Consider the following 380-nt stretch of genomic DNA (forward strand, 5'->3'; position numbering starts at 1 on the left):
AATGGAAAAACTTGGCAATTATAAAATCTTCACCCGTCAATTTGATGAAGTCTTGGAAGCAACTGATCTTTGTTCTGAAAACGAATTAGATCACTTACGCCGTTATCTTGATAAGCAAATTAGTCATCTTCAAAACATTGTTGGACGTTTAGCCAACCGTCTCCAGCGCCGCCTTATGGCACAACAAAATCGCAACTGGAACTTTGACCTTGAAGAAGGATATCTCGATACGGCACGGCTTCCACGCCTGATTATTGATCCCATGCTGCCCCTTTCTTTTAAAATGGAAAGTAACACACAATTTCGAGATACGGTTGTTTCACTCCTCATCGATAATTCTGGTTCAATGCGCGGACGCCCCATTAGCGTTGCCGCAAGTT

Annotated in this window: 1 pseudogene; it reads left to right on the forward strand. The window is 42.6% G+C overall.

Features of this window, described 5'->3' with window-relative positions:
• Positions 1-380: pseudogene (locus ACFINC_RS10870) on the forward strand (cobaltochelatase subunit CobT); the annotation flags it as partial.

The organism is Bartonella sp. AP58NXGY (assembly GCF_042195785.1).
Lineage (GTDB): Bacteria > Pseudomonadota > Alphaproteobacteria > Rhizobiales > Rhizobiaceae > Bartonella.